At 68.8% G+C, this 24541-nt stretch carries 23 protein-coding genes, 1 tRNA gene and 1 riboswitch; of the genes, 17 read left to right on the top strand and 7 right to left on the bottom strand.

Features of this window, described 5'->3' with window-relative positions; translation table 11 throughout:
* Positions 1 to 187 precede the first annotated feature (187 nt).
* Positions 188 to 433 (top strand): adenine methyltransferase, encoded by a 246-nt coding sequence (locus TVNIR_RS16570; protein ID WP_237251669.1) that lies wholly within the window; start codon positions 188 to 190, stop codon positions 431 to 433.
* Positions 434 to 674: 241 nt separating this feature from the next.
* Here the strand turns inward: TVNIR_RS16570 and TVNIR_RS16565 are convergent.
* The 3 genes from TVNIR_RS16565 to dnaG form a co-directional block, all read right to left on the bottom strand.
* Positions 675 to 750, bottom strand: a tRNA-Ile gene (locus TVNIR_RS16565).
* 54 nt (positions 751 to 804) lie between these two features.
* Complete coding sequence (rpoD, locus tag TVNIR_RS16560) at positions 805 to 2670, bottom strand: RNA polymerase sigma factor RpoD (RefSeq protein ID WP_015260228.1); 1866 nt, start codon at positions 2668 to 2670, stop codon at positions 805 to 807.
* A gap of 342 nt (positions 2671 to 3012) precedes the next feature.
* Entirely contained in the window at positions 3013 to 4800 is a 1788-nt protein-coding gene (gene dnaG, locus TVNIR_RS16555) for a DNA primase (protein ID WP_015260227.1), read from the bottom strand.
* 342 nt (positions 4801 to 5142) lie between these two features.
* Positions 5143 to 5369, top strand: a riboswitch (cobalamin riboswitch).
* A gap of 43 nt (positions 5370 to 5412) precedes the next feature.
* Between dnaG and TVNIR_RS16550 the strand changes: the two genes are divergently transcribed.
* From TVNIR_RS16550 to TVNIR_RS16490, 13 genes are all read left to right on the top strand, one after another.
* Positions 5413 to 7203 carry a TonB-dependent receptor domain-containing protein gene (locus TVNIR_RS16550; RefSeq protein WP_015260226.1) on the top strand — a complete coding sequence of 597 codons (1791 nt, stop codon included), beginning with the start codon at positions 5413 to 5415 and terminating at the stop codon, positions 7201 to 7203.
* Positions 7204 to 7212: 9 nt separating this feature from the next.
* Positions 7213 to 8088, top strand: a complete 876-nt coding sequence (locus TVNIR_RS16545; protein ID WP_015260225.1) for an ABC transporter substrate-binding protein — start codon at positions 7213 to 7215, stop codon at positions 8086 to 8088.
* The gene (gene cobO, locus TVNIR_RS16540; protein ID WP_015260224.1) at positions 8085 to 8690 is read left to right on the top strand and encodes a cob(I)yrinic acid a,c-diamide adenosyltransferase; all 606 of its coding nucleotides are present in this window, start codon (positions 8085 to 8087) and stop codon (positions 8688 to 8690) included. Before TVNIR_RS16545 ends, cobO begins: the two co-directional genes overlap by 4 nt.
* A 3-nt stretch (positions 8691 to 8693) precedes the next feature.
* A complete protein-coding gene (gene cbiB, locus TVNIR_RS16535; RefSeq protein ID WP_015260223.1) occupies positions 8694 to 9629 on the top strand; it encodes an adenosylcobinamide-phosphate synthase CbiB in 936 nt (311 codons plus the stop codon).
* Positions 9613 to 10632: a threonine-phosphate decarboxylase CobD gene (gene cobD, locus TVNIR_RS16530; RefSeq protein WP_015260222.1), complete on the top strand. Its 1020-nt coding sequence runs from the start codon at positions 9613 to 9615 to the stop codon at positions 10630 to 10632. Before cbiB ends, cobD begins: the two co-directional genes overlap by 17 nt.
* Positions 10633 to 10732: 100 nt before the next feature.
* Positions 10733 to 12211: a cobyric acid synthase gene (locus TVNIR_RS16525; RefSeq protein ID WP_015260221.1), complete on the top strand. Its 1479-nt coding sequence runs from the start codon at positions 10733 to 10735 to the stop codon at positions 12209 to 12211.
* Positions 12208 to 12735 (top strand): bifunctional adenosylcobinamide kinase/adenosylcobinamide-phosphate guanylyltransferase, encoded by a 528-nt coding sequence (gene cobU / locus TVNIR_RS16520; RefSeq protein WP_015260220.1) that lies wholly within the window; start codon positions 12208 to 12210, stop codon positions 12733 to 12735. Before TVNIR_RS16525 ends, cobU begins: the two co-directional genes overlap by 4 nt.
* A complete protein-coding gene (cobT, locus tag TVNIR_RS16515) occupies positions 12732 to 13763 on the top strand; it encodes a nicotinate-nucleotide--dimethylbenzimidazole phosphoribosyltransferase (RefSeq protein ID WP_015260219.1) in 1032 nt (343 codons plus the stop codon). Before cobU ends, cobT begins: the two co-directional genes overlap by 4 nt.
* Positions 13760 to 14335, top strand: coding sequence for a histidine phosphatase family protein (locus TVNIR_RS16510; protein ID WP_015260218.1), 576 nt, complete (start codon positions 13760 to 13762; stop codon positions 14333 to 14335). Before cobT ends, TVNIR_RS16510 begins: the two co-directional genes overlap by 4 nt.
* 182 nt (positions 14336 to 14517) lie before the next feature.
* Positions 14518 to 15261: an adenosylcobinamide-GDP ribazoletransferase gene (gene cobS, locus TVNIR_RS16505; protein ID WP_015260217.1), complete on the top strand. Its 744-nt coding sequence runs from the start codon at positions 14518 to 14520 to the stop codon at positions 15259 to 15261.
* Positions 15255 to 16136, top strand: coding sequence for a cobalamin-binding protein (locus tag TVNIR_RS16500; RefSeq protein WP_237251667.1), 882 nt, complete (start codon positions 15255 to 15257; stop codon positions 16134 to 16136). The genes cobS and TVNIR_RS16500 overlap by 7 nt, the downstream gene beginning before the upstream one ends.
* Complete coding sequence (locus TVNIR_RS16495) at positions 16133 to 17098, top strand: FecCD family ABC transporter permease (RefSeq protein WP_015260215.1); 966 nt, start codon at positions 16133 to 16135, stop codon at positions 17096 to 17098. Before TVNIR_RS16500 ends, TVNIR_RS16495 begins: the two co-directional genes overlap by 4 nt.
* Positions 17095 to 17892, top strand: a complete 798-nt coding sequence (locus tag TVNIR_RS16490; protein ID WP_015260214.1) for an ABC transporter ATP-binding protein — start codon at positions 17095 to 17097, stop codon at positions 17890 to 17892. Before TVNIR_RS16495 ends, TVNIR_RS16490 begins: the two co-directional genes overlap by 4 nt.
* A gap of 50 nt (positions 17893 to 17942) precedes the next feature.
* Here TVNIR_RS16490 and TVNIR_RS16485 read toward each other — a convergent pair whose 3' ends face one another.
* From TVNIR_RS16485 to aroB, 3 genes are read right to left on the bottom strand one after another with little or no spacing between them, the layout of a single operon-like run.
* Entirely contained in the window at positions 17943 to 19883 is a 1941-nt protein-coding gene (locus tag TVNIR_RS16485; protein WP_015260213.1) for an SPOR domain-containing protein, read from the bottom strand.
* Positions 19884 to 19893: 10 nt separating this feature from the next.
* Positions 19894 to 21075: a deoxyguanosinetriphosphate triphosphohydrolase gene (locus TVNIR_RS16480; protein WP_015260212.1), complete on the bottom strand. Its 1182-nt coding sequence runs from the start codon at positions 21073 to 21075 to the stop codon at positions 19894 to 19896.
* The gene (aroB, locus tag TVNIR_RS16475) at positions 21065 to 22177 is read right to left on the bottom strand and encodes a 3-dehydroquinate synthase (protein ID WP_015260211.1); all 1113 of its coding nucleotides are present in this window, start codon (positions 22175 to 22177) and stop codon (positions 21065 to 21067) included. Before aroB ends, TVNIR_RS16480 begins: the two co-directional genes overlap by 11 nt.
* Positions 22178 to 22337: 160 nt before the next feature.
* On the opposite strand from aroB, the gene rpsU reads away from it, so the two are divergent.
* Both rpsU and TVNIR_RS16465 read left to right on the top strand, forming a co-directional pair.
* On the top strand, positions 22338 to 22553 hold the full coding sequence (gene rpsU / locus TVNIR_RS16470; RefSeq protein WP_006747100.1) for a 30S ribosomal protein S21: 216 nt from the start codon (positions 22338 to 22340) through the stop codon (positions 22551 to 22553).
* Positions 22554 to 22575: 22 nt separating this feature from the next.
* Positions 22576 to 23043 carry a GatB/YqeY domain-containing protein gene (locus tag TVNIR_RS16465; protein WP_015260210.1) on the top strand — a complete coding sequence of 156 codons (468 nt, stop codon included), beginning with the start codon at positions 22576 to 22578 and terminating at the stop codon, positions 23041 to 23043.
* Positions 23044 to 23192: 149 nt separating this feature from the next.
* On the opposite strand, the gene TVNIR_RS20875 is transcribed toward TVNIR_RS16465, so the two are convergent.
* A complete protein-coding gene (locus TVNIR_RS20875; RefSeq protein WP_083499488.1) occupies positions 23193 to 23396 on the bottom strand; it encodes a hypothetical protein in 204 nt (67 codons plus the stop codon).
* A 20-nt stretch (positions 23397 to 23416) separates the two neighbouring features.
* Between TVNIR_RS20875 and hemE the strand changes: the two genes are divergently transcribed.
* Entirely contained in the window at positions 23417 to 24475 is a 1059-nt protein-coding gene (gene hemE, locus TVNIR_RS16460) for a uroporphyrinogen decarboxylase (RefSeq protein WP_015260209.1), read from the top strand.
* Positions 24476 to 24541: the final 66 nt, after the last annotated feature.

The following is a 24541-nucleotide window of genomic DNA, read 5'->3' as shown; positions in this document are numbered from 1 at the left end:
TCCGAACGTCAGGTTTACGTCCCACTCTAGCCTTTTCACCATCCACGCTGACTGCCCGCTCAGGGCCGTGAAGGGCCACCGGGGTTGCGGGGTCGGGCATTCAGCAGTGAAGCGCGCCCCGCGTGCGCACGGGCCGTCTGGGCGCCAACACGGAGATCGACAACCGGTTAAACCTGCCCGAGTGCCGGTGGTTACGCCGGGATATCCGGATCGGGTCGTCCCGAAGCCGGGTCATGAAGCGGATCCGAAGAATCGCACCCTGATCAACCGGTACAACCAGCGGCCGGCCTGTCTGGATCACGCCCACCGGGTTCTGGAGGAAGCGGTGGCCGCGGCCTACGGATGGACCGATTGCACGCCCGATAAGCCGGGGCCGGAGATTCTGTCCCGGCTGCTGGCGCTGAACCTCGAGCGATCGGGCGACCAGTGGTAGCCATCCGGCGCTGATAATCGGGCGTTGGCTGATCCTGCGGGACCGGCCCGAGTAACCGGCTGCCGCCAGTCCCGCCGAGCCTAACGACCCCGGTCGCTGGGCCGGGGTTTTTTCGTGGGTGGGGGTTGGTGGTGCCACCGCCAGAGCCGCGGACTTCTCGAAAGTGCTTACATGGTGCTTACACGGGAACCCCAGTATCTGGCTGGAGGTTTCGGTGGGCAATGTAAGGCATTGAAAATATTGGTGGGCCCGGCAGGACTCGAACCTGCAACCAAGAGATTATGAGTCTCCTGCTCTGACCATTGAGCTACAGGCCCGGAACGCGATACGGCCCCCACCCCCGGCGCGGACCACCGGGAGCGGAGCGGTGCTTACTCGATGTCCATGTAGGTGCGTAGTAGCTCCGCGCGGGTCGGGTGGCGCAGTTTGCGCAGGGCCTTTGCCTCGATCTGCCGGATGCGCTCGCGGGTCACATCGAACTGCTTGCCGACCTCTTCCAGCGTGTGGTCGGTGTTCATGTCGATGCCGAAGCGCATGCGCAGTACCTTGGCTTCGCGCGGGGTCAGCGTGGCCAGGATCTCGCGTGTTGCCTCGGAGAGCTTCGCGCGGGCCGCCGATTCGACCGGGGTCATCACCTTCTCGTCCTCGATGAAGTCGCCCAGATGCGAATCCTCGTCGTCGCCAATCGGCGTCTCCATCGAGATCGGTTCCTTGGAGATCTTCATCACCTTGCGGATTTTGTCCTCGGGCATTTCCATGCGCTCGGCGAGTTCCTCGGGGGTTGCCTCGCGTCCCATCTCCTGCAGCATCTGCCGGGAGACGCGGTTCAGCTTGTTGATGGTCTCGATCATGTGCACCGGGATCCGTATGGTGCGCGCCTGGTCCGCGATCGAGCGGGTAATCGCCTGCCGGATCCACCAGGTCGCGTAGGTCGAGAACTTGTAGCCGCGCCGGTATTCGAACTTGTCCACCGCTTTCATCAGGCCGATGTTGCCCTCCTGGATCAGGTCCAGGAACTGCAGGCCGCGGTTGGTGTATTTCTTCGCAATCGAGATGACCAGGCGCAGGTTGGCTTCGACCATCTCCTTCTTCGCGCGTCGCGCCTTGGCCTCGCCGATCGACATCCGGCGGTTGATGTCCTTGATCTCGGCGATGCTGAGGTTCGCCTGCTTCTCGATCTCGAGCAGCTTCTTCTGCAGGCGCACGACCTCGTCGGCCACCTCGGCCAACTGCTCGGTATACTTCCCCTTGCCCTTCTGTGCCTGTTCGATCCAGTCGAGGTTGGTTTCGTTCTTCGGGAACGAGTCGAGAAAGGTTTTGCGTGGCATGCGTGCCTGCGCAACGACCAGTTGCATGATCTGCCGCTCGTAGCGCCGGATCTGGGCAATGGTCGCGTGGAGGTTCGACGTCAGTTCATCGACCACCCGCGGCACCAGCTTGAACTCCATGAAGTAGCGCGCGGTTTCCTCGCGTGCCCGGGCATACGCTTCGTAATCCTTGCGCTGGCACGCCTCCTGTGCGGCGTTGTGCAGTTCCGCCAGCCGCGCGAAGCGCACGCGCGCTTCTTCGGGATCCGGCCCCGTGTCCTCGACTTCCTCGTCGGAGTCGTCCGCGTCGGAGTCGTCCGAGTCTTCGTCGCTGGTTTGCGCCGTGGCGGTGGGTGGACTCTCGGTCGCCGTGCCTGGTTCGGCCAATCCACGCGCAACCGCCTCTCCATCTCCCGCTTCCGGGCTGATGAAGGATACGACCAGATCCGTCAGGCGGGTGTTGTTCTCGATCAGGCGCTGGTACTGCTCCAGCAGCTGGCTGATCGCACTCGGATGATGCGCGAGCGCGAACAGAACCTGCATCAGGCCCTCCTCGATCCGCTTGGCAATGCGGATTTCGCCCTCTCGGGTCAGCAGTTCTACTGTGCCCATCTCGCGCATGTACATGCGCACTGGGTCCGTGGTGCGGCCGAAATCGCTGTCCACGGCCGCGAGCGCGGCTACCGCGTCCTCGGCATCCTCGTCCGAGGAGACGCTGCCATCGGAGAGCAGCAGGGTGTCTGCGTCGGGGGCCTGTTCGTGCACCGCGATGCCCATGTCGTTGATCATCGCGATGATGTCTTCGATCTGGTCGGAGTCGATGATCGAGTCCGGAAGGTGGTCGTTCACCTCGGTGTACGTCAGGTAGCCCTGCTCCTTGCCCCTGGCAATGAGCTCTTTGAGCTGTGACTGTTGTTCTTCCCGATTCATCGCGTCTGTGCTCCGAGGTAAATCGTCCAAAATCGAATAAGACAGTATAGCAGAGAATACTGATTTTGCAGTTGCCGCGTCATGTGGTATGAGAACACTTGGGCTGCTATACCCTGGCGCCATCGGCGCTACACATCCGCCCTCACGCTCACGATCATCGCGATACGCGCCGCCCCGACAGGCGAGAATCGTTCGCGTAACGGGGCCGTTGCCTCTGCCCGGACCCCGCCAGCGGGAGGGGGTCAGCGCTGTGCTGCGCGCGATTTCCTCGTCAACGCGTCCACACCTGGATAGTTGGGGGAGACGCATGGTATTTCAAGCTTGTTCCCGTGGCCGACTGCCTCAGCCTGGCCGGTCGGCGCTGTCCCGCTGCACCAGCCATTGTTGGAGACGTCGCAACTCGGCCAGTTGTTCCGATTCCAGCGGGCGTCCCGTTGTGGCCAGTGCGCGGATGCGCGCCCGGCAATGTTCCTCGAACAGGCGTTCCGCGCTATCGAGCGCAATCCGGCGGGAAAGTTCCGGATCCTCGCCGTCCAGGGGCACGCCTGCGAGTGCCGCCAAACGCGGAAAGAACGTCTCGTCCCGGAAATGCTCGAGCAGTCGGGCGGTTGAAATCGCCGGGGACTCGCCGATCCGACGGATCATGGCCTCCAGGATCCCCGCGGCCCGGGTGTTGGTTCCGGCCAGGCGCCGGACCTCCGGTGCGTCCCAGCCCTGTTGCGGCAGCTGCAGGATCCGGGCCAGCAGTGCCGCCCACAGCTGTCTGGACCCCGACGCCGGTTCTGCCTGCTCCGGGCGGGTCTGGGGCGGCCGGGCGGCGGCGGGCGCGGACGGGTGCCCGCGGTCTTCGGGCCCGGCTGCCAGCATCGACTCGATCTGGTCGCGGTCGGTCTGCGTCCGTTCGGCCAGGAGTTCGAGCAGCTGGCGCTGGAAGAGCGGATCCTTCACCGTCCGGATCAGTGCGATGCCCGCGTGTGCACACTGGCTGCGGCCCTCGGCGGTCTCCAGCGGGTGGCGTTCCGAGAGCAGCTGCAGGAACGTCTCCGATAGCATCACGGCCGCGTCGAGGCGTTGCTGCCAGCCGGTCAGGCCTTCCCGGCGGACCAGGCTGTCCGGGTCATCGCCTTCAGGCAGGAACAGCACGCGTATCTCGCGCAGGCCCCGGATTACGGGCAATGCCTGCTCGATCGATCGCCAGGCCGCGCGCCGACCGGCGTCGTCACCGTCGAAACACAGAACCAGACGCGGTACCTGCCGGAACAGGAGGTCCAGGTGGTCGCGGGTCAGGGCCGTCCCCATGCAGGCCACGGCTCGCCGGAAGCCAGCGCGGGCCAGGCCGACCACGTCCATGTAACCCTCGGTCACGACCAGTTCGGACAGCCGCGTCTCGGCCTTGCGGGCCTCGAAGAGCCCGTAGACGGTATGCCCCTTGTGAAAGACCGCCGATTCAGGGCTGTTCAGGTATTTCGGCTCCCCCGCAGCGATCAGCCGCGCGCCGAAGCCGGTCACCCGGCCGCGGCGATCCCGGATCGGGAACATGATCCGTGCGCGGAAGCGGTCGCGCAGGCGGCCATCGTCGCGGCGCGAGACCAGGCCGGCGGCCACCAGGGTGTCGTTGTCGAAGCGCCCGCGCAGGGCTTGGGCAAGGCTGTTGCCATCCCCCGGTGCCCAGCCGAGCGCGTAATCCCGCGCGGTTGCGCCGTCGATGCCACGGCCCTCCAGATAGTCGATCGCTGCGCGGCTGGCTTTCAACTGTTCGCGGTAGAACGTTGCGGCTGCCTCCAGCGCATCCAGCAGATGGCGGGTGGGGTCGCGGCCTGCCGGATCGGCATCGCGCGGGACCTCCAGGCCGGTCCATTCGGCGAGCTGACCGACCGCTTCGGGAAAGCTGAGGTTCTCGTGTTCCATCAGGAAGCTGATCGCGGTGCCGTGGGCCCCGCAGCCGAAGCAGTGATAGAACTGCTTGCGCGGAGACACATAGAACGAAGGCGTCTTCTCGCTGTGGAACGGGCAGCAGGCTGCAAACTCGCTGCCGGCCTTCTTCAGGGGCACGTAGCGCTGGATCAGCTCGACCACGTCGGTGCGTTCGAGCAAATCGTCGATAAAAGCCTGTGGAATCAGTCCTGCCATGGCTGTCGGGGGTTCGTCGCTACGCTCTGGAGGGGCATCAGTAAGGCCCGCCCATGATCGCACGGTCCAGCACCCGTTGGGGGTGTCGGATGCACCGGCCCAACCGCTGACCTGGGGTACGGCTTCGCCCCGGCGGCAGACCTCGCCTATACCCCTCAGCTCGGGCGGCCGGACACGGTCGCGGCCCCAGGGAATGCAGTTCCGGGCCTCGTTCCCCATCACCCACGCTGCGGGCGGCGGGCCCTGGCAGGGGCGCGGCATCGATGTTGGACTTGCCGCGGCCTCCCCCCTATACTCCGCCGCGCTGCATACCCGTGCTGGCGCTTCGTCCGGCGCGCGGGTATCGGCAAGCACGTTTCGGGTGCCCCGGTGAGCGAACCGGGGTTAAACGGGAAACAGGTGCCGGAACCACGCGTTCCGAAGGCCTGTGCTGCCCCCGCAACGGTAAGCGTCTGGCTCCCGCATCACACGGCCACTGTCCACCTCGGGGATGGGAAGGCGATGCGGGACGGCCTGAAGATTCAGGCAACGGCGCGAGCCCGGATACCGGCCCGAACGACATCCACGAAACCATCACCGAATGCGTGCGGGCGGCGCGCAGGAGCCATGATCATGAAAATCCGCAGACTTCCGGTCGCCACCGTGCTGGCCGGCGTAACCTTCATTTCTCCCGTCCACCTGGCGCTGGCCACCGAACTCGAACCGATCATCGTGACGGCCACGCGCACTGCGCAGACCGTGGACGAATCGCTGTCGGCAGTCACCGTGATCGAGCGCGAGGAAATCGAGCGCCTGCAGCCGGCGCAATTCGTCGACCTGCTGCGCAATCGCGCCGGCATCAGCGTGGCGGACACCGGCCCGTTCGGAAAGGCGACCGGCGTGTTCCTGCGCGGGACCAACTCCGACCACACCCTGTTGCTGGTCGATGGCGTGCGCATGGGATCGGCCACGATGGGGAGCGCGTCCTGGCAGTTCCTGCCACCATCGGAGATCGAGCGCATCGAGATCGTGCGCGGTCCCCGCGCCAGCACCTACGGCGCCGATGCGATCGGCGGCGTGATCCAGGTGTTCACCCGCAAGGGCGCGGAGGGCCCGGCGCGCTTCAACGCCTACAGCCGTATCGGCTCGTTCAACACCCGCGAAGCCGGTGTCGGGTTGCAGGGCGGCAACAGGAGCACGCGCTTCTCGCTGTCCGCCGACCATCAGCAAACCGATGGCATCAATGTGCGCGACGAGGTCGGCGACAACGACCGGGACGGCTTTCGCAACACCTCGCTGGCCAGCCAGTTGAGCCACCGGTTCGACAATGGGCTGGAACTGTTCGGCAATCTGCTGCGTTCGCAGGGGCGCACGGAATTCGACGGTTTCGAGGATGAAACCGACTTCGTGCATCAAGCGCTGCGCGCCGGCGTACGCGGCGACCTGGCCGAGACCTGGCACAGCGAACTGACGATCGGCCAGAGCCGCGACGAGAACGATAATTTCGGGCAGGGGCAGTTCTCCTCGCGTTTCGATACCCGCCGCGACATGGCCGACTGGCGCAATGACCTGCTGCTGGGGGAATCGCTGCTATGGACCGTCGGGCTCGACTGGCAGCAGGATCGCGTCGAGAGTACCGTCGACTTCGACGAGACTCGCCGCTACAACCGCGCTATCTACCAGGTCCTGCAGGCCGAACTGGGACGGCACGATCTGCAGGGCAGCCTGCGCCACGACGACAACGAGGCTTATGGCGGCAATACCACCGGGCAGGTGGCTTGGGGCTTCAGGCTGACCGAAAACCTGCAAAGCCGGGCCTCCTACGGCACGGCCTTCAAGGCGCCCACGTTCAACCAGCTGTACTGGCCCGGTGACGGCAATCCCGATCTCGATCCCGAGAAGTCCGAGACCCTCGAGGGCGGGCTGCGGTATGCGCACCAGGCGCTGTACTGGGAGGCGTCGCTCTTCCAGACCGATGTCCGCAACCTGATCAGCGGCTGGCCGCCTGCCAACATCGACAAGGCTCGAATCCGGGGCCTGGAATTCGAAACCGGTCTGCATCGCAGCGACTGGCACGCCGCAGCGGCGCTCACGCTTCTCGATGCCGAGGATCGCGATACTGGCAACGAGCTGGCGCGTCGTCCACGCGCCACCCTGAGGCTGGATCTCGACCGCCAAATGGGCGACTTCAGCGTCGGCGGCACCGTGATCGCGCGCGGCCGCAGCTTCGACTATGACTGGATGGGCAACGCCGAACGCCTGGCCGGCCACGCGCTGCTGAACCTGCGTGCGTCCTGGCAGCTGGCTCCGCAGTGGACCCTGCGTGCGACGGTGGACAACGTCACGGACAAGGACTACCAGACCGCAGCCGGCTTCAACCAGCCGGGTCGTGCGGCGTACCTGTCCGTCCACTTCCAGCAGTAGGGGGCCGGAATGCTCGGCAGACACCGATACCTTCCGCAGCTGCTGGTGGTGGTCGCACTGCTGCTCGGGGCCGGGCCGGCCCCGGCGGCGGCCGAGCCGGACTGCCCGCGCATGGTCAGCCAGTCGCCCTATATCACGCACACGCTGCGCTGGCTGGGCCTGGACCACTGCATCGTCGGCGCCAGCCGCTACGATCGCGGCGACTGGGCCGATACCGGCGGCATCCTGGACCCGGATATCGCCGCGATTCGCGCGCTGGCGCCGGACCTGGCGATCACCTCGCCCTGGACCGATCCCGACCTGTGGCGCACTCTCGAACCGGAGATCGCCCGGGCGATGATTGTGGACGGATTCGGCAGCATGGCCGGCATCGCCGACAACCTGCGCCGGATCGCCGAGGCCGCAAACCTGCCCGACCCCGATGGCATCGCCGCGGACTTTGATGCCCAATGGCGCGACGCCGCCGCCCAGGTGCGGGGCGAGCATGTGCGTGTGCTGCTGCTCGCGTCCTGCAGCGGGCAGCCGTATGCCTTCGGCAGGGGCAGCTGGCAGCACGAGGTGTTCACCACGGCTGGCTTCGACGTGATCAGTGCCGGCGATCGCGTGCACCACATCCCGGTTACCGACCGGAAGGACCGGCTCGCTGCACTGATCGATGCCGAACGCCCGGACGTGCTCTTCGTGTTCGCCAGCGAGAACGCCGAGGCCTGTCGTGTGATCAACGCCTCGCGCCGCGTCCCCGTCGTGCCGCTGCCCGGCGCGTTTTTCCACCACGCAGCCCCGGTCATCATCGAGGGACTGTACCGGCTGCGTGACCTGCGCGACGCCTGGCAGCCGCAGGACGGCAATCGTTTCACCTCACCGGAACAGGATCGACCGACATGACCCAAGACGACCGCGACCAGCGCCATCGCCAGCGCATGGAGCGCAAGAAGACCGTGATCGACGAGCAGATCAGCAAGGCCACCGACGAGCGCGGCCTGCTGCTCGTGCTCACCGGAAATGGCAAGGGCAAGTCCAGCTCCGCCTTCGGCATGGTGGCCCGCGCCCTGGGCCATGGCCTGAAGGTCGGTGTCTGCCAGTTCCTGAAAAGCCGCCGAGATACCGGCGAAGAAGCCTATTTCAACCGTGATCCGGGCGTCGCCTGGCATGTGCTCGGTGACGGTTTCACCTGGGATACCCAGGACCGCAGCCAGGATATCGCCACCGCCGAGCGCGGCTGGGCAGTCGCCGAGGCCATGCTGTCCGACTCCGGTTGTCAACTGGTGGTGCTGGACGAGCTGACCTACCTGCTGAGCTATCGCTACCTGGACAGCGACAAGGTACTCGAGGCCATTCGCCGGCGTCCGCCGATGCAGCATGTGGTCGTGACCGGCCGTGGCGCCTCCGACGCGCTGATCGAACTGGCCGATACCGTCACCGAGATGCGCGATGTCAAACATGCCTTTCGCGCCGGGGTCAAGGCGCAGCCGGGCGTCGATCTCTGATCCATGCTGCTGCTCTGGCTCTCGACTGTCGCGGCGGTGCTGCTCGATGGCCGGTGGGGTGAGCCGGGGCGGCTCCATCCGCTGGTCGGGTTCGGCCGGCTGGGCGGCTGGTTCGAAGCCCGGCTGAACCGCTCCGGGGCATCCCGACGGTTCCGGCAGGCCCGGGGCGGACTGGCGGTGGTGCTGCTGGTCGTGCCGGCCACGGCCCTGACCTTCTGGCTGGCCGGCCTGCCCATCATCGGGCCACTGTTCGGCATCCTGGTGCTGTACCTGGCACTGGGTCACCGCAGCCTGGCCGAGCATGCCCGGCCGGTAGCCGAGGCCCTGGCTCACGGCGACGAAGCCGCCGCCCGTCAACAGGCCGGCATGCTGGTCAGCCGTGACCTCGAGGCGATCGACCCGGCGCCTGCCACCATCGAATCGGTGCTGGAAAACGGCCACGATGCGGTCTTCGGCGCCTTGTTCTGGTTCGTGCTGCTGGGGCCCGCCGGCGCGGTGCTGTTCCGGCTGGGCAATACGCTGGATGCGCTCTGGGGCTATCGCACCTCCCGCTACCGCGACTTCGGACGGATCGCCGCCCGCCTCGACGATCTCCTGGGTTATCTGCCGGCCCGCCTGACGGCCCTGAGCTACGCCCTGGTCGGAAATACCCGCCAGGCCCTGCGCTGCTGGCGAACTCAGGGGGAGCGGTGGAAAAGCCCGAATGCCGGCCCGGTGATGGCCGCCGGGGCAGGGGCGTTGGGCCTGCAGCTCGGCGGGCCCGCGCGCTACCAGGGCCAATGGCAGCGGCGTGCCGATCTCGGCGAGGGCCGCCGGCCCGACGGACCCGACATCGAACGGGCGCTCGGGCTGGTCCGCCACGCCCTGCTGCTGTGGCTGGCGGCACTGACGTTCGCGACACTGCTGGTCGAGGTGGGCGGTCATGTCGGGAATGCCTGAGGCCACGCGTCTCCACCACGGCGGCAGACTGCGGGAGGCCGCGATCCGTTACCGCCTGGCACCGGAACGCTGGCTGGATCTGTCCACGGGCATCAATCCCAACGGCTGGCCGGTGCCGTCGATTCCGCCGGAATGCTGGTTGCGCCTGCCCGAGGACGAGGACGGGCTGATCGAGATCGCCGCCGGCTATTACGGCGCCGATCCCGGACATCTGCTGGCGGTGGCCGGCTCGCAGGCGGCCATTCAGACGCTGCCGCGGCTGCGGCCGGCCTGCCGGGTCGGGATCCCGATCCCCGGCTATGCCGAGCACGCCCATGCCTGGCGCGCCTGCGGTCACCAGATCCAGCCCCTGGCACCCGAAAACCCGGCCGACGCACTCGACCGGCTCGATGTCCTCCTGCTCATTCATCCCAACAATCCGACCGGTACCACCTACCGCCGCGAACACCTATTGGACTGGCAGGCGCGACTCGCCGAGCGCGGCGGCTGGCTGGTGGTGGACGAGGCGTTCATCGACGCCGACCCGCGCCAGAGCCTGGCGCCCGACACCGGCCGGCCGGGCCTGTTCGTACTGCGCTCGCTGGGCAAATTCTTCGGTCTGGCCGGCCTGCGCGTGGGGGTCGTAATGGGCGAGAAGCCTGTATTGCAACGACTCGATGCCTTGCTGGGCCCCTGGGACGTGTCCCATCCGGCCCGTCATGTCGCCCGCCTGGCCCTGGGCGACGAGGCCTGGCAGCGCGGCAATCGGCGGCGTCTGGCCGAGCAGGGCGCGCGCCTCGCCCGGCTTCTCGCGCAACACCAGCTCGCCCCGGCAGGCGGCACCGCGCTGTTTCAGTGGGTTTGCGATGAGCATGCGGTCGCGCTGCACGAGGCGCTGGCCTGCCGCGGGATCCTCACCCGGCGGTTCGATGCGCCATGCAGCCTGCGTTTCGGGCTGCCGCCCGACGAGGCGGGCTGGCGACGCCTGGCGACGGCGCTGGACGAGGTCGCCGCGCGTGCATGACGGGACTCGCCACGCAGGTGCCGCGGGCTCGCGTGCGGCGTTCCGTGCAGCCCAACGCAACACGGTGTCCGCGGGTGGCCCAACGAGCGGCGGCCACCTGATGATCCAGGGCACGCATTCGGATGCCGGCAAGAGCATGCTGGTAACCGCGCTGTGTCGCGCGCTGCATCGGCGCGGTCTGAAGGTGGCGCCGTTCAAACCCCAGAACATGGCGCTCAACAGCGCGGTCACCGTCGACGGCGGCGAGATCGGCCGCGCGCAGGCGGCCCAGGCCCGCGCCTGCGGTCTCGAACCGCACAGCGACATGAACCCGGTGCTGCTCAAGCCCACCACCGACCGGGCCGCGCAGGTCATCCTGCGCGGCCAGGCCATCGGCACGCTGGATGCGGTCGCCTACCACGACTACAAGCGTCGGGCCCGCGAGGCGGTACTCGCCGCCTGGGCCAGCCTGACCAGCCGGTTCGATCACCTGATCGTCGAAGGCGCGGGCTCGCCGGCCGAGATCAATCTGCGCGAGCACGACATCGCGAACATGGGTTTTGCCGAGGCGGTGGATTGCCCGGTGATCCTGCTGGCAGACATCGACCGCGGCGGCGTCTTTGCGCACGTCGTGGGCACGCTCGCCCTGCTATCCGGCAGCGAGCGGGAGCGCATCGTCGGGGTTGTGATCAATCGCTTCCGGGGCGATCGGTCGCTGCTGCAACCGGGGCTGGACTGGCTGGAGAACGAGACCGGCAAGCCGGTACTGGGCGTGCTGCCCTACCTGCAGGATCTCCACCTCGAGGCCGAGGATGCCCTGCCGGCGCGGAACAGCCCAGCCGATGCCGCCGCCGGCCCGACGCTGCGGGTCGCGGTGCCGGTACTGCCGCGCATCAGCAACCATACCGACCTCGATCCACTGCGCCTGCATCCGGCCGTCGAACTCGTCTGGGTACGGCCGGGCAGGCCCCTGCCACCGGCGGACCTGCTGATCCTGCTCGGCTCCAAGGCCGTTCGTGCCGATCTCGCGGCGTTGCGCGAACAGCGCTGGGACCGGGATCTGCTGCGTCATCTGCGCTATGGCGGCAAGCTGATCGGAATCTGTGGCGGCTACCAGATGCTGGGCCGGACGATCCGCGACCCCGAAGGCATCGAGGGCGTTCCAGGCTCCAGTCCGGGCCTGAACCTGCTGCCGCTGGACACCACGCTGACGCCGGAAAAGCGGCTTCGCCGTGTCCGGGGCAGGCTCGCGCTGCGCGATGCGCCCCTGGAAGGCTACGAGATCCATGCGGGCGTCACCACGGTGCTGGCGCCGGGTCAGCCGGCGGCCGAGCTGGCCCATGGGCCCGACGGGCTGATCAGCGCCGACGATCAGATTCTGGGCAGCTATGTCCACGGCCTTCTCGACCATCCGCAGGCCTGCGCCGCACTGCTCGACTGGGCCCGATCGCAGCCAACGGATCGGGCTCAGCCGATCGCCGGTACCGGGTGCGCGCCGGATATCCGCGCGGTGCGCGAGCGCGATCTGGAGCGGCTGGCCGACATGGCCGAGGCCCACCTGGACATGTCGACAATCCTTTCACTTCTGGAGGTCCGATGAGAACCCTGGTACTGGGCGGTGCCCGCAGCGGCAAGAGTGCCCTGGCCGAACGCATCGCCGCCGATTCCGGCCTGCCGGTGACGGTGATCGTGACCGCGGAGATCCACGATCCGGAGATGGCCGAACGCGTCGCCCGCCACCGCGCAGACCGCCCCGGGCACTGGCAGACGATCGAGGCGCCGCGTGCGCTGGCTGCGGCGCTCGAGGCGCATGCGCGCGAGGATCGGCTTCTGGTCATCGACTGCCTGACCCTCTGGTTGAGCAATCTGATGCTGGATCATGACACGCGCCGCGTCGATGTCGAACGCGACGCGCTGCTGGCGGTTCTGACCGATCTGCCCGGCCGGATCGTGTTCGTCGCCAACGAAGTCGGCCTGGGAATCGTGCCCGAGCATCCGCTTGCCCGGCAGTTTCGCGACCAGGCCGGGCGTCTCAACCAGGCGCTGGCGGCCCGTTGCGACGAGGTGTTGTTCGTCGCCGCCGGCTTGTCGCTGACGCTCAAGGGCCAGGGGGCGGGCTCATGAAACCCGCCGGCAAAGACCTCGAGGCCCTGGAAGCCGCGCGCCAGCGCCAGTGCCGCCTGACCAAGCCGCGCGGCGCGCTGGGTGAGCTCGAGCAGATCGCGATTCGGCTGGCCGGCATCCAGGGCCGTGAATGCCCTGAGATCCACCGTCCCTGGATCACGGTATTCGCTGGCGACCACGGGGTGGTGGCAGAAGGCGTCTCCGCATTCCCGCAGGCAGTGACGGGCCAGATGATCGTCAATTTCGCGCAGGGTGGCGCGGCCATCTCGGTACTGGCCGAGCAGACCGGTTCCCGGCTGGAAGTGGTCGATGTCGGCAGCCTGCTGCCCGACGGCGAGTACCTCGGCGTGCGCCGCGAGCGGGCTGGCCCCGGAACCGCCAACTTCACCCGGGAGCCGGCGATGACCGCAACCCAGCTGGGCCAGGCGCTGGCCAGCGGCGGGCGCGCGGTCCACCGTGCCCGGGAGGCCGGGGCAGACCTGTTCGTGGCCGGTGAAATGGGCATCGGCAATACCACGGCGGCCACCGCCTTGGCCTGCGCCCTGCTCGACCACCCCCCCGAGGTGCTGACCGGCCCCGGCACCGGCCTGGACGCACCCGGCGTGGCGCACAAGGCCGAGGTGATCCGACGTGCGCTGTTCCGGCACCGCGACGCGCTGACCGATCCCCGGGAAATCCTGCGCCACCTGGGCGGATTCGAGATCGCGGCGATGACCGGTGCCTATCTCGCCTGCGCGGAACGGCGCATGCCGGCGGTGATCGACGGGCTGATCAGCAGCGTCGCCGCGCTGATCGCCGAACGCATTTCCCCCGGTGCCAGCCAGTGCTGGCTGCTGGGTCACCGGTCCGCAGAACCCGCCCATCGCGATGTGCTCGATGCCCTTGGTGGCCGCCCGCTGCTGGACCTCGGCATGCGCCTGGGCGAGGGCTCCGGCGCTGCCGCCGCGATTCCCCTGATCCAAATGGCCTGTGCCCTGCATCGGGACATGGCGACTTTCGACGAAGCCGGCGTGGCCAGCGGCAGATGAACGTGACCCTGCTCCGCCATGGCGCGACCGCACGCCCCGGGATCTATGCCGGGCGGCTCGATGTGCCCCTTGCCGCGGCCGGCCGGGCGGCGATGTGGCAGGCCACCCGGGGGCTGCAGGTCCAGCGCGTCGTCAGTTCACCCCTGTCGCGCTGCCGGCTTTTCGCCGAGGCCCTCGCGGAGCGGCACGGTTTGGCCCTGACCGTCGAACCGGCGTGGCAGGAGATGGATTTCGGAGACTGGGAAGGCCGGACCGCAGCCGAGATTCTCGCGCAGGCACCCGAGACACTGGAGGCCTTCTGGCGCGACCCCGAGACCCACGCCCCGCCCGGCGGCGAAGGGCTGGCGGACCTGCGCCGCCGCGTGCTCTCCGCCTGGGAGCGCCGGCCGCGTGATGCCGACCTGCTGATCATCACCCATGGCGGACCGATGCGCCTGCTGTTCCAGCACCTGCTGGGCCTGCCCGGCGAGTCCCTGTGGCGGCTGGAACTGCACCCGGCGGCGAGAATCGATTTCGTGCTCGACGAAGGCGGGCCACGCCTGACGCAGTTCCATTTCGGGAAGGGGCATTGAACGATGGTCCGGGGTGCAGAACGGGCGGGGGGCTGCGGCTCGGAACCGCTGTTCGGAGCCGGTTGCAAGCCGCGCATGGCCCTGGTATCCGCCGTGTGTCTCCCGCGTCTGCGCGCGGTCGAGCGCTGGGCTATCGGCGTGCGTCGGGCGCAAGTGGCGCACCGCGGCCGGCGAGCGCGGCGATGAGCCCTCTGGTCCGCGAGGCCCGCCGGCTGGTGCTGGCGAGCCAGTTCCTGACCCGGCTGCCGGCCCCCCGGCTCCGGAGCATATCCGAAGCCGAACTGCTCGCGAGCACCCACTGGTTCCCGCTGGTGGGGCTGGTCATCGGCGCGCTGATGGCGGCGGCGGGGTTCGCGGGCAGCATGCTCGATCCCTGGCTGGGCGCGCTGGCCGTGCTGACGCTGGGTGTCTGGATCACCGGCGCCCTGCACCTGGACGGCCTGGCCGACGTGACCGATGGACTCGGCGCCGCCCACGGTCGTCCGGAGCGCCAACTGGAGGCGATGCGTGATCCGCACATCGGCAGCCTGGGGGCGGTCGCGATGGCGCTGCTGCTGGCTGGCAAGCTGGTGCTGCTGATGCTGTTGCTGCGCGAAGGCCAATGGCTGGCACTGCTGCTGGTACCCGCCTGGGCACGGCTGGGCACGCTGTACTGGGCGGCCACGGTGCCCCCGCTGGCCACAGGCATGGGCGAGCGCTTCGCGTGGCGCTCGCGGCGGCTGCCGATGCTGGCCTGGCTGATTCTGCTGGCGCCCCTGTCGTGGTGGCTGTCCCCCTGGCTGCTGCTCGCGCCCGGGGTCATGCTGGCCTGGGCGGCTTTCCTGCGCCACCGCGTCGGCGGCATGACCGGGGACGGTCTGGGCGCTGGCGTGGAACTGACCGAGGCGGCCCTGTTGCTGATTCTCGTCGTGGGGGCATTGTGGTGAGATTCGTCCGCAGGCTGGTCGTCGCTCTGCTGGTGTTGTGGGCGAGCCCGGCCGTGCTGGCGGCCGATCACTGTGCCACCGGGGTCGACGGCGACCGGCTCTGCCTGTCGGCACCGGCGCAGCGGGTCGTGAGCCTGGCGCCGCATCTTACCGAGATGCTGTTCGCGGTCGGTGCCGGCGAGCGGGTCGTCGGCGCGGTGGCCTATAGCGACTATCCCGAGGCCGCCCGGGAGATCCCGGAGATCGGCGGCTACCGCGGACTGGACCTGGAGCGCATCGTCCGCCTGAAGCCGGACCTGGTCGTGGCCTGGGCCGATGGCAATCCCCGCGCCGAACTCGAAAGGCTGGAGCGCTTGGGCCTGGCGGTCTTCGCGACCCCGGGGCGCAGCTTCGACGACGTGCCGAAGACCCTGCGCCAGTTGGGCCGGCTGACCGGTCGGGAGTCGCAGGCCGACGCCGCAGCGGCCGATTTCGTGACACGGCTGGAGTATTGGACCGCCCGCTACCGGCACCAGCCCCGGCTGAAGGGATTCTTCGAGATCTGGCCGAGCCCGCTGGTGACCGTCGGCCCCCGGCATTACATCAGCGAGGCGATGGGTCGCTGCGGTATCGACAATATCGTCACCGACGGACTGGGCGATACCCCGACCTGGAGCGAGGAAGCGGTGATCCGTGCAGCGCCGGATCTGATCATCACCTCGCCTCCGGCCCGCGACTTCGATCGCTGGCGTCGCTGGCAGGACCTCCCCGCTGCCCGGTTCGACGGCCTGCTCGTGCTGCCCGCCGACGTGCTGATGCGCGCGGGCCCGCGGCTGGTCGACGGCCTGCAGGCCCTGTGCGAGATGGCCGACCGGGTGCGGGAACGGCGGCCATGAACACCACGCGGCAGCGCCTGGTTGGTGTGCTCCTGCTCGCCTCCATCGCCGGGTGCCTGCTGGCGGTCAACCTGGTATGGGGGAGTTCCGGCTGGGTCTGGCCGCTGGGCCCCGACGCGGCACTGGAACGCGTGATCCTGGTGGAACTGCGCCTGCCGCGGGCATTGGCGGCGCTGGCCGCCGGCGGGCTGCTGGGACTGGCCGGTGCCCTGGTCCAGGTGCTGACCCGCAACCCGCTGGCCGACCCGTTCATCCTCGGCATCTCCGGCGGGGCCGCGGTCGGGGCCCTGCTGGCGATCCTGCTGGGCGGGCCGCTGCTGGCCCAGCATCTGGGCGCGGCGGCCGGTGCCTTTGCCGCATTGGCACTGGTGCTCGGCCTGGCGCGCGGCGAGCATGCCTGGACGGGCCACCGCCTGCTGCTGACGGGGGTCGTGCTGGCCTCGGCGCTGGGCGCCGTCGTCACCCTGCTGCTGGCGATCGCGCCGGACAGGGCCCTGCGCGGAATGCTGTTCTGGCTGATGGGGGACCTGTCCGTCGCACCGGGGCCGTGGATCGCGCTGGTCGGGCTGGCCGTGCTGGCCCTGCTGACCCTGCCGATGGCTCGCGATCTGAACATCCTGACGCGCGGCGAACTGGCAGCCGCCTCGCTGGGGGTCAGCGTCGGCAGCCTGCGCTATCTGGCCTATCTGGGCGCGGCGGTGGCGACCGCGCTGGCGGTGATCACGGCCGGTACCATTGGTTTCGTGGGCCTGTTGGCCCCCCACCTGGCGCGGCTGATCGTGGGCGCCGACCACAGGGCGGCGCTGCCGGCAGCCGTATTGCTCGGCGGCAGCCTGGTGTTGCTCGCCGACCTGATCGCGCGCGCGGTGATCGCGCCGCAGCAGCTGCCGGCCGGCTCCGTGCTGGCGCTGATCGGTGCGCCGATCTTCCTGTACCTGCTGCACCGGGCCCAGCGTCCATGACCGGGTCGGCCTGCCTGACCCTGCGCGACCTGGTGGTCGACATCCCGGGCCGCGCCGATTCGTCGCCGTTGGACCTGCATGTGTTCCCGGGTGAATGCTGGGCCATCCTGGGTCCCAACGGCACGGGCAAGACCACGCTGCTGCACACGCTGGCCGGGTTGAAGGCGCCGCGGGCCGGCGAGGTGCAGCTGTTCGGCCGGAGCATCGGCCAACTGCCCCGCCGCCTGGTGGCGCGCCGGCTTGGACTGGTGTTCCAGCAGCGCCAGGACGAGTTTCCCGCCACCGTGCTGGAACTGACGCTGATGGGACGGCATCCCTATCTTTCGCGCTGGCAGGTGGAGTCGCCGCAGGACGTGGAACTGGCGCGCCAGGCGCTGGCCCGGATCGGTCTCGCCGGCATGGAACAGCGGGCGGTGGCAACGCTCTCGGGAGGCGAACGCCAGCGGCTGGCGATCGCGACGGTGCTCGCCCAGGATCCGGCAGTGTTGCTGCTGGACGAACCGACCAACCACCTGGACCTGCACCACCAGATCGCGGTGCTGGATCTGATCCGCGAAAAGCAGCGGCAGGAGCGCGGCATCGTGCTCACGCTGCACGATGTCAATCTGGCGGTGCGTTACTGCAGCCACCTGCTGCTGCAGTATCCCAACGGCCAGGCCTGCTGGGGTCCGACCGCCGGGATGCTGGTGCCGGAGGCGCTCGAGAAACTCTACAACCAGCCGCTGACCCGCGGCGAGATCGACGGCTACCCGGTGTTCCTGCCGCGCCTCGCGCGCGGATCGGGCGCGATCTGAGGCGCGGCCCGGGTCGTCGCGGGCTTCCGGTCCCGATTTCCCGCGCACCCTCAGCGCTGGCTGTCCTGTACCGAGCCCAGCGAGCGGATCCAGGGCTGATCCGCACGTACCGCCGCGGGCAGATTGCGAAGCGCGTTCTCGGCCGCAGCCCGATCCGCGAAGCTTCCGGCCAGCGCGACCACGAAGTTGCGCCCGCCGGAACGGGTCTCGATGTAGCGGATCCCGGAGAGCTCGTACCTGGTCACGTAGTTCCGGGCCGCCGCGAGATCCGATGCCGCGACCAGCTGGATGGTGACATGGGATCGGTTCTGGCGGCCGAGCCATTCGCGGTCGGCGGCGAGGCCGGTGGGCTCTGCGGGTGGCGCAGGCACCACCTCGGGTCGCGGTTCCGGAGCGGTTTCCGGGACTGGTGCGGGGGTGGGCGGCGGAGCGGGTTCCGGGGTGGGTGCGGGTTCAGGTTCCGCAGTGGGTGCAGCTTCGGGAGTCGGCGCCGGCGCCGGTGGCTCTGCCTCGCGCGAGGGGAGCGCGGCGGTGGGGCGGTCGTCGAACGGCACGTCGATTACCCCGGGAGGCTGCGCCTGGCTGCCGACGGCATCGTCGCGCTCGGGCGTGGCGGCCCGAGGCGGGGTGGGCAGCGGCAGTTCCACCGTGCTGCCCTCCGGCGGCGCCGGGGTGACGAAGATATGGCGGGCGAACGGTGCCAGGATCAGGATCGCCACGACCAGCGCCACCGCGGGAACGAACCAGCTGCGGTTCCAGAACGGTACTGCGGCATCCCGGCGCCCGCGTTCGGACTCGCGCCGGTAGGACCGCGGACCCCGATCGTCGTCCGCGCGCAGGGGCGTGCCGGAGCCGGCCTCGTCGCCGGCGCGCGGCGGCGGGGCAGGGTCCGGGTGCCCGTACGCGGGAGCGCCAGATTCGGTTGCCCCGTCGGTGCGCGGCGGCACGGCGGGTTCGGGCTGCCCGTGCACCGGCGGGTCGGGCGCGGGCTCGTCCTCCCGGTCTGCCGCCAGGCCCCGGGCCTGCGGCTGCGGGGGCGCGTCGGCAGGGAACGGCTCGGAGGCGGCAGGTTTGTCGGCCGGCGCTGGGCCGGTTCCGGAGTCCGGTAGCCGGGGTTCGGTTTTCAACTCCGCATCGGCATCAGTTGCCAGACCGGACGCGGTGAAGGCGGCCGCGGCGGGCTCGGGCTGCGGGGAATCCGGCATCGACACGGGCAGGGTCGGCGCGGGTCGGCCGTCGCGTGTGCGGCAGTAGCGCTCCAGCCACTCGTTGGCGTGGGTGTTCAGCGCTCCGGGCAGCCCCCGGCTGCGGGCCTGCAGGTCGGCGATGTCGTCGTCGCTCAGGAGTGTGTCCGGATCCAGCCGGCCGGCCGCGCGCAGCCGGTGGCGCAGATAGGCGCCCGTTTGCTCGAGGCTGAACGGGCGCAGGCTGATCCGCACCACCTGGTCTTCATCCACCGGCCGCAGGTGCAGGCGGCGGCGCAGCAGCACCGGATCGCCGGTCAGGATCAGGCGTGGTCCGCGCCCCTCGGCGATCAGGATCTCGCTGCGCATGCGCAGCAGCTGGTCGACGATGTCGGTACCCAGGAGGTGGGCATCGTCGACCGCGATCACCGGATCCGAACCCTCGCGGATGCGTTCGGCCAGCAAGTCGGTCAGCGCCCGGTCGGGGTCGTCGTGCCCTGCTGCACGCAGGTGGTTGCGGATCGTGAAGTCGACCGCCTCGAACTTGGTGTTGGGGCGGGCGCGGAACGCGATCAGCTCGTAGTTGTCGGGCAGCACCCCGAGCAGGCGCATCAGCTGCATGCTCCGGCCGGATCCGCCCGGGCCAGTCAGCAGCAGGATCGCGCCCGGGGATGCCAGGGCGTCGCCGGCGGTGGCGATCATTTCCTCGAGGAGCACGTCGCTGTAGACGAATTCTTCGTTCGGAAGGGTGTCGAAGGGGGCATGTTCGAGCCCCAGTTCGGCGAGGCAGTCGGGGTGCAGGGCCATGGTCGCGGACTCAGATCAGGGTGCGCAGGTCGAAGATCCGGTGATGCTCGCGGATCGCGTGGCGGTCGGTCATGCCCGCGATGTAGTCCGCAATGCCTCGGGCGAAACCATGTTCGTCGCTGGCCGACAGCCGTTTCGCATGGGCCTGGAAATGCTCCGGCAACAGCTGGCGGTCTTCCATGAATGCGCTGAACAGGTCATGCACGATGCGTCGGGCCTTCACGGTCATCCGGTAGACTCGATGATGATGGTACAGGTTTTGCCGCAGAAAGCGCTTCAGTTCACGGTTCTGGTGCGCCATCTCGGGGCTGAAACGGATCAGCGGCTCCGGCTCGCGGCGCACCGCCTCCGGATCGTTCATGCCGGCGTCGAGGATCGCCGTCCGGCTGGTCACGATCAGGTCGGAGACCAGCGCATCGATCATGCGCCGGACCGTTTCGTGCTGAACACGCCGGTCGTCCAGTCCGGGGTACAGCGCGCGCACCTGATCGTGGCGCTCCCGGAACAGTTCGACCGCGCGCAGCTGGTCCATCGTCAGCAGGCCTGCACGCAGGCCGTCGTCGATGTCGTGATTGTTGTAGGCCACCTCGTCGGCGACGTTCGTCAGCTGCGCCTCCAGGCTCGGCTGGCCGCCGCACAGAAAGCGCTCGGCGACCGGACCGAGGCGCCGGGCATTCTCCTGCGAGCAGTGTTTCAGGATGCCCTCGCGCGTCTCGAAGGTCAGGTTCAAGCCGTCGAACCCCGCGTAGCGCTGTTCCAGCAGATCGACGATGCGCAGCGACTGCAGATTGTGCTCGAAACCGCCGCGGTCGCGCATGCACTGGTTCAATGCGTGCTGCCCGGCGTGTCCGAACGGGGTGTGCCCGAGGTCGTGCGACAGCGCGATCGCCTCGGTGAGATCCTCGTTCAGGCCCAGCGCCCGCGCGCTCGAGCGTGCAATCTGCGCGACTTCGAGCGAGTGCGTCAGGCGGTTGCGGAACAGGTCACCCTCGTGACTGACGAAGACCTGGGTCTTGTACTTCAGTCGCCGGAACGCGGTCGAATGCACGATACGGTCGCGGTCGCGCTGGAACTCGCTGCGGTAGGCAGGCGGTGGCTCCGGGTGCAGCCGTCCGCGCGAGCGTTCCGCCCTTGCGGCATAGGCTGCGAGCCGGGGCCCGTACTGCGTTTCTGTTTCGGGGTCAGCCGACACCGCGGTCGCGGACCTCGGAGTCGTGGACCTCGGATTGGGGCAGGGTCGCGTCGAGCGCGTCGGGCGGAAAATCGCCGGTGACCACGGCGGAACCGATCGCGTGCAGCAGCACCAGGCGCAGGCGGCCATCCATCACCTTCTTGTCGATCGCCATCAGCTCGTGGAAGCGTTCCGCGGTGAGTTCGGGCGGTGGCGACAGGGCCAGCCCCGCGCGCTCGATCAGCTTTTCGGCGCGTTCGCGTTCTGCTGGCTGCAGCCAGCCCATCTGCTCGGACATCCGCGCCGCCATCGCCATGCCGGTGCCGACCGCCTCGCCGTGGAGCCACTGTCCGTAGCCCATCCCGGCCTCGATCGCATGCCCGAAGGTGTGGCCCAGGTTCAGCAGCGCGCGCTGGCCGGACTCGCGCTCGTCGGCCGCGACCACCTCGGCCTTGCACGCGCAGGACCGGTAGATCGCCTCGGTGGTTACCTGTGAATCCAGTGCCAGCAGCGCCTCGATGTGGTTTTCCAGCCAGGCAAAGAAATCAACATCCTGGATCAGCCCGTACTTGATGATCTCGGCCACCCCGGCGCGCAGTTCGCGCAGCGGCAGCGTCGCCAGGGTGTCGGTGTCGATGATCACCGCACGCGGCTGGTGGAAGGCGCCGATCATGTTCTTGCCCAGCGGATGGTTCACGCCGGTCTTGCCGCCTACCGACGAATCGACCTGCGACAGCAACGTCGTCGGCACCTGGATGAAGTCGATGCCGCGCTGGTAGATCGCCGCGGCGAACCCGGCGATATCGCCGACCACCCCGCCGCCGAACGCGATCAGCGTGCTCCCGCGGTCCAGCCGGGCTTCGAGCATTCGGGTCAGGATCGACTCGACCGAAGCCAGCGTCTTGTACGCCTCGCCATCCGGGAGTTCGATCCAGGTGACGGCGTGGCCGTCGAGCAGCGCCCGCAGGCGATCGCCGTGCAGCGGGGCGACGGTCTCGTTGGTGACCACGACCAGGCGCTGCCCGCGCAGGTGGGGCGCCAGAAGATCCGGGCGCCCCAGCAGGCCGGAGCCGATGTGGATCGGGTAGCTGCGCGGGCCCAGTTCGACGTCGAGCGTTCTCATGGCGGCATCATACCGTGACCGGCGCGCGCGCCGTAAGCCGCGGCCGGATCCGGTCGGGCTTTTGCTTTGGATTGTGATGGACTACCATAACGGGTTCCGTTTGGCGCGCGGCATCCGCGCGCGCCCGGGTTCGACGTCCACTGTCCAGAATGGAGATTGTATGCCCCACGTTCGAGTACGCGAAAACGAGCCCTTTGAAGTCGCACTGCGGCGCTTCAAGCGCACCTGCGAGAAGGCGGGTGTGGTGTCCGAGGTCCGTCGCCGCGAGTTCTACGAAAAGCCGACCGCCGAGCGCAAGCGCAAGGCCGCGGCGGCCGTCAAGCGCCAGCTCAAGCGCAACTCCCGGGACGTGACCCGCCGCGTGCGGATGTACTGAACCCGTTCCAGGCAACCCCCCGATGCAGCTGAAGACCCGGATCGCTGAAGCGGTCAAGACCGCGATGCGCGCCCGCGACAGGGAGCGACTCGCCACCCTGCGGCTGATCCAGTCCGAGATCAAGCAGTTCGAGGTCGACGAGCGCCGCGAACCCGACGATCCGGCGGTACTCGCGATCCTGAATCGCATGCTGAAGCAGCGCCGCGACTCGATCGAGCAGTACCGCCAGGGCGGCCGCGAGGATCTCGCGCAGCGCGAAGAGGCGGAAGTTGCCGTGCTCCGTGAATTCCTGCCCGAGCCCCTGTCGCCCGCCGAGGTGGCAGCGCGGATCGACGAAGCCATCGCCGCGACCGGCGCGTCGGGGATCAAGGACATGGGGCGGGTGATGGCGGAGCTGAAGCCGCAACTGCTCGGGCGGGCCGATCTGGCCGAAGTCAGCCGCCACGTCCAGACCGCCCTGGCCCAACGCGGCGGCGGTCGACCCGGATAGGCGGGGCGGATCCGCTAACTTTCATGGCCAGCGGACACCCTGCAACATGAAAAGGCGAGCCACAGAAAGCGCGGACAGACACGGAAAAAAGGGTTTGAGCCGTTTCATCTTCCGTGACTTCCGTGTTCCTCCATGGCTCGATTTTCACGCTAACTGTCATGGCGCGGGCAGCCACCCCCGATGATGAAAGAGGCGTAGGGCGGAAGAGGCCGAAGGCCGTCATCCGCCAGCCGGCGTTGGGGATGCTGCGGGCGCCTGGGCACTGCGAACGCCATGTGGCGGATGACGCTGCGCTCTTCCGCCCTACGGGTCGCCAGGGACACGAGACAGGCCGTGACTTTCACGCTAATCACAGCAACCGGAAGATGAACCGATGACAACGCCGCTGGCCAACGACCGATTCCTCCGCGCCCTGTTCCGGGAGCCCGTGGACCGTACCCCGATCTGGATCATGCGGCAGGCCGGGCGCTACCTGCCGGAATACCGGGCGACGCGTTCGAAAGCCGGCAGCTTTCTGGATCTGTGCCAGACCCCGGAGCTCGCCTGCGAGGTGACCCTGCAGCCTTTGCGGCGGTTCCCGCTCGATGCCGCGATCCTGTTCTCGGATATTCTGACGGTGCCCGACGCGATGGGGCTGGGGCTGTACTTCGAGTCCGGCGAGGGGCCCGGTTTCCGGGAGCCGGTGCGTTCGCTGTCCGCGATTGAACGCCTGCCGATCCCCGACCCGGAACAGGAGCTGCGCTACGTGATGGACGCGGTCCGCCTGATCCGGCGCGAACTCGACGGCAGCGTACCGCTGATCGGGTTCTCCGGAAGTCCCTGGACCCTTGCGACCTACATGGTGGAGGGCGCGGGCTCGCGCGATTTCCCGGAAACCAAGCGCCTGCTCTACGGCGAGCCCCAGGCAATGCATGCATTGCTGCAGAAGGTCTCCACGGCCGTCACGGCCTACCTGAATGCGCAGATCCGGGCCGGGGCGCAGGCGGTGATGATCTTCGACACCTGGGGCGGCTCGCTGACACCGCGGCTGTACCGGGAGTTCTCGCTTGCCTACATGCAACGCATCGTCGCTGAACTTGACCGCGAGCGCGACGACCGGCGGGTGCCGGTGGTGCTGTTCACCAAGGGGGGCGGCGCGTGGCTGGAATGGCAGGCGGATGCCGGCGCCGACGCCCTCGGGCTCGACTGGACGATCGAGATCGGCGAGGCGGCGGCTCGCGTCGGCGACCGCGTGGCGCTGCAGGGCAACCTCGATCCCGCTGTGCTCTACGCCAGCGACCAGGTGGTCCGCACCGAGGCGCGGCGCGTCCTCGACGGCTTCGGCCGCTCGACGGGCCACGTATTCAACCTGGGGCACGGCATCCATCCGGGCATCGATCCGGATCGGGTCGCGACCCTGGTCGAGACGGTACACGCCTACCCGGTCTCCTGAGACCGGGGCATTCTCGCGTCGCGGCCTGCGCAGAGATGCCCCTTGCGCGGCGGGCCAGGCCGGCCC

This window comes from Thioalkalivibrio nitratireducens DSM 14787 (assembly GCF_000321415.2).
Lineage (GTDB): Bacteria > Pseudomonadota > Gammaproteobacteria > Ectothiorhodospirales > Ectothiorhodospiraceae > Thioalkalivibrio > Thioalkalivibrio nitratireducens.
The sequence above is the reverse complement of the archived record's forward strand: the minus strand, read 5'-3'. Positions and strand labels throughout refer to the sequence as shown.